Below are 6,924 nucleotides of genomic sequence, written 5' to 3' on the forward strand. Positions count from 1 at the left end.
CGTCTGATGCAGGCTGTCAGCACACGATGGGCAACCGAGGCCGATCTTCCGGCTCTGGAATCACTGATCGCGCTGGCGATTGGAACTTTGCAGGCGGCGTTCCTCACGCCCGAACAGGTCGCGGCCAGCCGTGCGATCATGGGGCTCGACACCCAGCTTGTGGCGGACGGCACTTACCTAGTGGCCGAAAGGGACGGCGAGATCGTGGGGTGCGGCGGCTGGAGCCGGCGCGCGACGCTTTATGGCGGCGATCACAGCACCAGCCTGCGCGACCCCCAGCTTCTCGATCCTGCCTGTGATGCCGCGAAAATCCGGGCCATGTACACCCACCCGCGTTGTGCACGGCAGGGCATCGGGCGGGTGATCCTTTCGGGATGTGAACAGGCTGCCCGCGCCGAGGGGTTTTCCACGGTGGAACTGATGGCGACGTTGAGCGGTCAGCCGTTGTACGCCGCCAGTGGGTACCAGCCCGTCGAAACAGTCGAAGCGAATGTGAACGGCCTTGCGGTGCCGCTGGTGCGGATGCGCAAGCTGTTCGGCTTTCGTGTGGCGGGAGAGTGGGAATAAGATCGGGACAGGTTCAGTCAGCAAGGACACCGATCATGACCGATTACGTCATCCCGCAGCCGCCGCAGCCCAGTCTGGCGGTCACGGGAACCGAGGCCCGTTTCCCGGTGCGCCGGATCTGGTGCGTCGGGCAGAACTATGCCGAACATGCGCGTGAGATGGGGGGCGATCCGGATCGCGCGCCGCCGTTCTTTTTCGCCAAGCCGGGCGATGCCGTCGTGTCCGGCGGCGGCGTGCTGCCGTTTCCGGTCAAGACCGCCAATCTGCATTATGAGGTCGAACTGGTGGTGGCGATCGGCACTGGTGGGCGGGATATTCCGGCGGATCAGGCGTTGTCGCATGTCTATGGCTATGCGCTGGGCCTGGATATGACGCGCCGCGATCTTCAGGCGGCGGCCAAGAAGGCCGGTCGGCCGTGGGCGCTGGCCAAGGGGTTCGACCAGTCCTGCCCGATCGGGCCGGTGGCGCCCGTGGCCGCGATCGGCCATCCGGAGCGTGGGCCGATCACGTTGTCGGTGAATGGCGAGGTTCGCCAGCAGGGCGATGTGTCGGACATGATCTGGCCGGTCGCCGATATCATCTCGCAGTTGAGTGCCTTTGTTGCACTGGCGCCGGGTGATCTGATCATGACCGGCACGCCGGCGGGTGTCGGCCCGGTGCAGCCGGGCGATGTGCTGCATGCAAGCTGTGTCGGGGTCGGTACGCTGGATGTGACCTACGGCGCGGCCTGATCGGTCGTGATACTGCCTGGTTGCAGCAGGTCGCCGATGAAGAGCGCGATCTTCTGCGAGTGGGCGGTGCTGACGGGGTGGATGGCATAGAAGGTGACGGGGTCCGGCTCCCAGGATTCCATTACCGTGACCAGCCGTCCGGCCCGCACGGCCTCTTCGACCTCCCACAGGGATTTCTGGGTCAGGCCCATGCCGGCCAGCGCCCATTGCACCGGCAGTTCCGAATTGCTGGAGGCCAGCAGGCCGTCGATCCGCCATGGGCGCGCGGCGTCCCCACGGCCGAAACGCCATGTGGCCCGGCACTGGCCTGTCATGTTGGCCACCAGGCAGTCATGGTGGGCGAGATCGGCGGGGGTATCGGGGATGCCCCGGCGGGCCAGATAGTCCGGGCTGGCCACCAGCACGCGGCGGCTTTCCATCAGGCGCCGGCCGGTCAGGGTGGTATCCACCACCGGCGCGCCGCGAATGGCGATGTCGAACCCTTCGCCGACAATGTCGGCCATCCGGTCCTCCAGCGTCAGATGCACGCGGATGCCCGGGTGGCGGCGGACGAAATCGGCGACGAACGGCGCCAGCCGCAGGCGTCCGAACGGGGTGGGGGCGGTGACGCGCAGCATGCCGCCGGGCGCGCTGACCGTCTCGCGCACCCGTGCTTCCATCATCTCCGTGGCGGCCAGGATCGCGGTCGCTTCATCCAGATAGACGCGCCCGGCCTCGGTCAGGGTCTGGCGCCGTGTGGTGCGTACCAGCAGGCGCGTGCCCAGCCGGCGTTCCAGTCGTACCAGCCGGTCGCTGACCACCGAGGGGGCCAGGCCCAGATGGCGCGCCGCCGCCGACAGGCCGCCATGGCGGACGATTTCGATCATTACCCGCATCTCGTCGATGTCGCGCATCGTTCGCCTTTTCCGGAAACTGTTTTCCGGTTTTGACGGTTATCATTCTCCGGCCGGCGCGCCCATAGTCCCGCTGACCGATCCGTTACAGGAGGCAATCCATGCAGTATCGTCAGCTCGGCCGTTCCGGCCTGCGTCTCTCGGCTTTCACGCTCGGGACCATGACGTTCGGGGGCAAGGGCGCATTCGCCAAGACCGGCAATACCGACCTCGCGGGCGCGCAGCGGCAGATCGACATGTGCATCGAGGCCGGGATCAATATCTTCGATACCGCCGACATCTATTCCGCCGGCGTGTCGGAGGAGATTCTGGGGGCGGCGCTGAAGGGGCGGTCGTCGGAAATCCTGGTCAGCACCAAGACGCGCTTCCGCATGGGCGAAGGCGCGAATGATGCCGGCCTGTCGCGCTATCATATCGTCGCGGCGGCCGAAGCCAGCCTGCGCCGGCTGGGTCGCGACCATATCGACCTGTATTACCTGCATGAATGGGACGGCCAGACCCCGCTGGACGAAACGCTGGAGGCGCTGGATACGCTGACCCGCTCGGGCAAGATCCGCTATGCCGGGGTGTCCAATTTCTCCGGCTGGCACCTGATGAAGGCGTTGAGCACGGCGGAGCGCCACCGCCTGATCGCCCCGGTCGCGCAGCAGATCTATTATTCGCTTCAGGCGCGCGAGGCCGAATATGAATTGCTGCCGGTGGCGCTGGATCAGGGTATCGGCGTGCAGGTATGGAGCCCGCTGGCCGGCGGCCTGCTGTCCGGCAAGCATCGGCGCGGCAAGCCCGAACCGGAGGGCACGCGCCAGTTGGCCAACTGGGGCGAGCCGCCGGTCCATGACGTCGAGAAGCTGTACGATGTCGTCGAGGTCCTGGTGGCGATCGGCGCGGAACGGGGTGTCTCTGCCGCGCAGGTGGCGCTGGCCTGGGTCGCGCATCGTCCGGCGATCACCTCGGTTGTCATCGGGGCGCGAACCGATGCCCAGTTGGCCGATAATCTGAAGGCGACCGAACTGGCTCTGTCGGCCGAGGAAATGGCACGTCTGGACGCGGCCAGCGCCCCGCCGCTGCTTTATCCCTACTGGCATCAGGCGAGCACGGCATCGGATCGCCTGTCGGCGGCCGATCTGCTGCTGCTCGGCCCTTCGATCAAGAAGGGCTGAGGCGCCATGGCACTCTATCGCCGCATTGCGGCCTGCATGCTCGCGGCCGGCACGGTCGCGGGCCTGATGACGGTGCAGCCGGCCCGGGCCGCCGGGCCGGCGGTCATCACCACCCAGAAACTGTCGTGGGAAGTCGCCGACCAGCTCGCGGCGGCGGCGGTGCGGATCTGTGCGGCGCGCGGCTGGTCCGTCACCGCCGCCGTGGTCGATCCGTCCGGCCATGAGCAGGTGATCATCAAGGGCGATACGGTGCCGCTGCAATCGCTGTCGGTGTCCTACCGCAAGGCCTACACGGCCTATGCCTATGGCATGACCTTCGACAAGGACACGACCAGTGCCCTGATCGCGGCCAAGGTCACCGGGCCGCCCAATGGGGCGCTGAACACGATTCCGCAGGTGCTGTTCGTGCCCGGTGGCGTATTGCTGCGGCGGGCGGATCGCTCGGTGCTGGGGGGCCTGGGTGTTTCGGGGGCGCCCGGCGGCGACCTGGACGAAGCCTGCGCGGTTGCCGCGGTTAAGGAGGTCTCGCCCCGGTTTCAATGACCGGTGTCATGAAAACGACCGCGCGGAGGGCGGGGCAGTCATGTGCCATCGCGTCACCATGCCCTTGTAACAACGTCCCATTATCCCCATCTAGGCCTTAGTGTGGTGCGCCATTGCCTCCTGAAGGGATGGCGCCCCCAGCTTCAGGTCGCCTGAGTGAAAGGGACATGGGATTATGAATATCGAGAAATTTACCGAACGGTCGCGCGGGTTCCTCCAGGCCGCGCAGACGATCGCGGTGCGTGAGTACAACCAGCAACTGACGCCCGAACATCTGCTGAAGGCGCTGCTGGACGACCCCGAAGGGGCGGCCTCCGCATTGATCCGCGCCGCTGGCGGGCAGACGCCTGCCATCCAGGCGGCTGTCGAGGCTGCGCTGGCCAAGCTGCCCCGCGTGCAGGGTGGCGGCGCCGGCCAGCCGCAGGCCACGCCGGATCTGGTCCGTCTGCTGGATGCGGCGCAGAGCGCGGCGCAGAAGGCCGGTGACGAGTTCGTGGCACAGGACCGCCTGCTGGTGGCGATTGCCGCGTCGGAAACGCCGGCCGGCCGTGCGCTGCGTGACGGTGGTGCGACGCCGCAGGCGCTGGACAAGGCGGTTGCCGCCATTCGCAAGGGGCGCACCGTGACCAGCGAGAACGCCGAAGCCAGCTTCGACGCGCTGAAGAAATATGCCCGCGACGTGACCGAGATCGCCCAGCAGGGCAAGCTGGACCCGGTGATCGGGCGCGACGAGGAAATCCGTCGGGCGATCCAGGTGCTGGCGCGGCGCAGCAAGAACAATCCGGTGCTGATCGGTGAGCCCGGCGTGGGCAAGACCGCGATCGTCGAAGGGCTGGCCCTGCGCATCGTCAATGGCGACGTGCCGGAGGCGCTGAAGAACAAGAAGCTGCTGTCGCTCGATCTCGGCGCGCTGGTGGCCGGTGCCAAGTTCCGTGGCGAGTTCGAGGAACGGCTGAAGGCCGTGCTCAAGGAGATCGAAAGCGCCGAGGGGCAGGTGATCCTGTTCATCGACGAGATGCACACGCTGGTTGGTGCCGGTCGGACGGATGGGGCGATGGATGCGTCCAACCTGATCAAGCCGGAACTGGCGCGTGGCACGCTGCATTGCATCGGTGCGACCACGCTGGATGAATACCGCAAGTATATCGAGAAGGACGCGGCCTTGGCCCGGCGCTTCCAGCCGGTCTATGTCGGCGAGCCGTCGGTGCCCGATACCATCTCGATCCTGCGCGGCATCAAGGAGAAGTACGAACTCCACCATGGCGTGCGGATTACCGACAACGCGCTGGTGGCGGCGGCGACGCTCTCCAACCGCTACATCACCGACCGCTTCCTGCCCGACAAGGCGATCGACCTGGTGGACGAGGCGGCCAGCCGCCTGCGGATGCAGATCGACAGCAAGCCGGAAGAACTGGACGAACTCGATCGCCGGCTGATCCAGCTCAAGATCGAGCGCGAGGCGATCCGCAAGGAAGATGATTCCGCCAGCCGCGAGCGTCTGGTGAAGCTGGAAGCCGAACTGGCGGAGATCGAGGAAAAATCGAACGCCATGTCGGCGGCCTGGCATGCCGAGAAGGACCGCGTGAATGCGATCCAGAAGCTGAAGGAACAGCTCGACCAGGCACGCTCGGATGTCGAGGTCGCGCAGCGGCGCGGTGATCTGGGGCGGGCGTCGGAACTGATGTATGGCGTCATTCCCAATCTGGAAGGGAAGATCGCCAGCGCGCAGGAGGCCAACGAAAGTGCCGCCGCCGGCGATGGTCTGGTCAGCGAGGCTGTGACCGAACAGGGTATCGCGTCTGTCGTGTCGCGCTGGACCGGTGTGCCGGTGGACCGCATGCTGGAAGGCGAGCGGGCCAAGCTGCTGCGGATGGAGGACGAACTGCGCCGCAGCGTGGTGGGCCAGGAACCGGCGCTGAAGGCGGTGGCCAATGCGGTGCGGCGTGCCCGCGCGGGCTTGCAGGACCCCAACCGGCCGATCGGCTCGTTCCTGTTCCTCGGCCCGACCGGCGTGGGCAAGACCGAGTTGTGCAAGGCGCTGGCCCGCTTCCTGTTCGATGACGAGAAGGCGCTGCTGCGCATCGACATGAGCGAGTTCATGGAGAAGCACGCGGTCTCCCGCCTGATCGGCGCGCCCCCGGGCTATGTCGGCTATGAGGAAGGCGGCGTGCTGACCGAGGCTGTGCGGCGCCGGCCTTATCAGGTGATCCTGTTCGATGAGGTGGAGAAGGCGCACGAGGATGTCTTCAACGTGCTGCTCCAAGTGCTCGATGACGGGCGCCTGACGGACGGGCAGGGGCGGACGGTCGATTTCCGCAACACCATCATCGTCCTGACCAGCAATCTGGGGTCCGACGTCCTGGCGCATCTGCCGGACAACGAATCCACGGATATGGTGCAGGCCGAGGTCATGAAGGTGGTGCGCAATCATTTCCGGCCGGAATTCCTCAACCGCCTGGACGAGATCATCCTGTTCTCCCGTCTCCAGCGGGCGGACATGACGCGGATCGTCGATATCCAGATCGGGCGCCTGCGCAAGCTGCTGGACGAGCGGCATATCGAACTGGACCTGGACGAGCCGGGTCATCTCTGGCTGGCCGAGGCAGGCTACGATCCGGTGTATGGCGCGCGTCCGCTGAAGCGGGTGATCCAGCGCAGCTTGCAGAACCCTTTGGCCGGGTTGCTGCTGGATGGCACCATCCATGACGGCGAGCGGATCAAGGTGTCGGCCGATGACAAGGGTCTGACCATCAACGGTCGGTCGATCGCTGAAGACTGAGCGGTTTTTGGGGCGGCGCACGGTGATGCGCCGCCCCGTCTGCGGCCTTTTTCGCCGTCCTGACATGGAAAAGCAGAAAAAAGTTCATTTTCTTATCCACCCCTTATCCACAGAGGGGTGTGGGCTCCCGGTTGGGCGGGCCGGGTTTCTGGGAAAAACAGAGTGTTTCAGGGCTGTTTTGAAGCGCGTTGACATCCCCCCTCGATCCCCGTAAAAGCCGCTTCACCGAACGGCACTACCGCTTCGGACCG

6 protein-coding genes are annotated in these 6,924 nt (G+C 66.0%); 5 read left to right on the forward strand and 1 reads right to left on the reverse strand.

The annotated features are described in order from the left end of the window. Positions 1–6: 6 nt before the first annotated feature. Together ACMAUO_RS12250 and ACMAUO_RS12255 are read left to right on the forward strand one after the other, a co-directional pair. A complete protein-coding gene (locus ACMAUO_RS12250) occupies positions 7–567 on the forward strand; it encodes a GNAT family N-acetyltransferase (RefSeq protein WP_420357136.1) in 561 nt (186 codons plus the stop codon). Positions 568–602: 35 nt separating this feature from the next. After that, the gene (locus ACMAUO_RS12255) at positions 603–1,298 is read left to right on the forward strand and encodes a fumarylacetoacetate hydrolase family protein (protein WP_420357137.1); all 696 of its coding nucleotides are present in this window, start codon (positions 603–605) and stop codon (positions 1,296–1,298) included. Here ACMAUO_RS12255 and ACMAUO_RS12260 read toward each other — a convergent pair. Then, positions 1,283–2,191, reverse strand: a complete 909-nt coding sequence (locus ACMAUO_RS12260; RefSeq protein ID WP_420357138.1) for a LysR family transcriptional regulator — start codon at positions 2,189–2,191, stop codon at positions 1,283–1,285. The genes ACMAUO_RS12255 and ACMAUO_RS12260 overlap by 16 nt on opposite strands. A gap of 101 nt (positions 2,192–2,292) precedes the next feature. Here ACMAUO_RS12260 and ACMAUO_RS12265 point away from each other — a divergent pair, with 101 nt between their 5' ends. From ACMAUO_RS12265 to clpB, 3 genes are all read left to right on the forward strand, one after another. Continuing rightward, positions 2,293–3,351: an aldo/keto reductase gene (locus ACMAUO_RS12265; RefSeq protein ID WP_420357139.1), complete on the forward strand. Its 1,059-nt coding sequence runs from the start codon at positions 2,293–2,295 to the stop codon at positions 3,349–3,351. A gap of 6 nt (positions 3,352–3,357) precedes the next feature. Next, positions 3,358–3,894: a GlcG/HbpS family heme-binding protein gene (locus ACMAUO_RS12270; protein ID WP_420357140.1), complete on the forward strand. Its 537-nt coding sequence runs from the start codon at positions 3,358–3,360 to the stop codon at positions 3,892–3,894. Between the two features lie 175 nt (positions 3,895–4,069). Continuing rightward, positions 4,070–6,673, forward strand: coding sequence for an ATP-dependent chaperone ClpB (gene clpB, locus ACMAUO_RS12275; RefSeq protein WP_420357141.1), 2,604 nt, complete (start codon positions 4,070–4,072; stop codon positions 6,671–6,673). Positions 6,674–6,924: the final 251 nt, after the last annotated feature.

Source organism: Gluconacetobacter brunescens (assembly GCF_048695475.1).
GTDB lineage: Bacteria > Pseudomonadota > Alphaproteobacteria > Acetobacterales > Acetobacteraceae > Gluconacetobacter.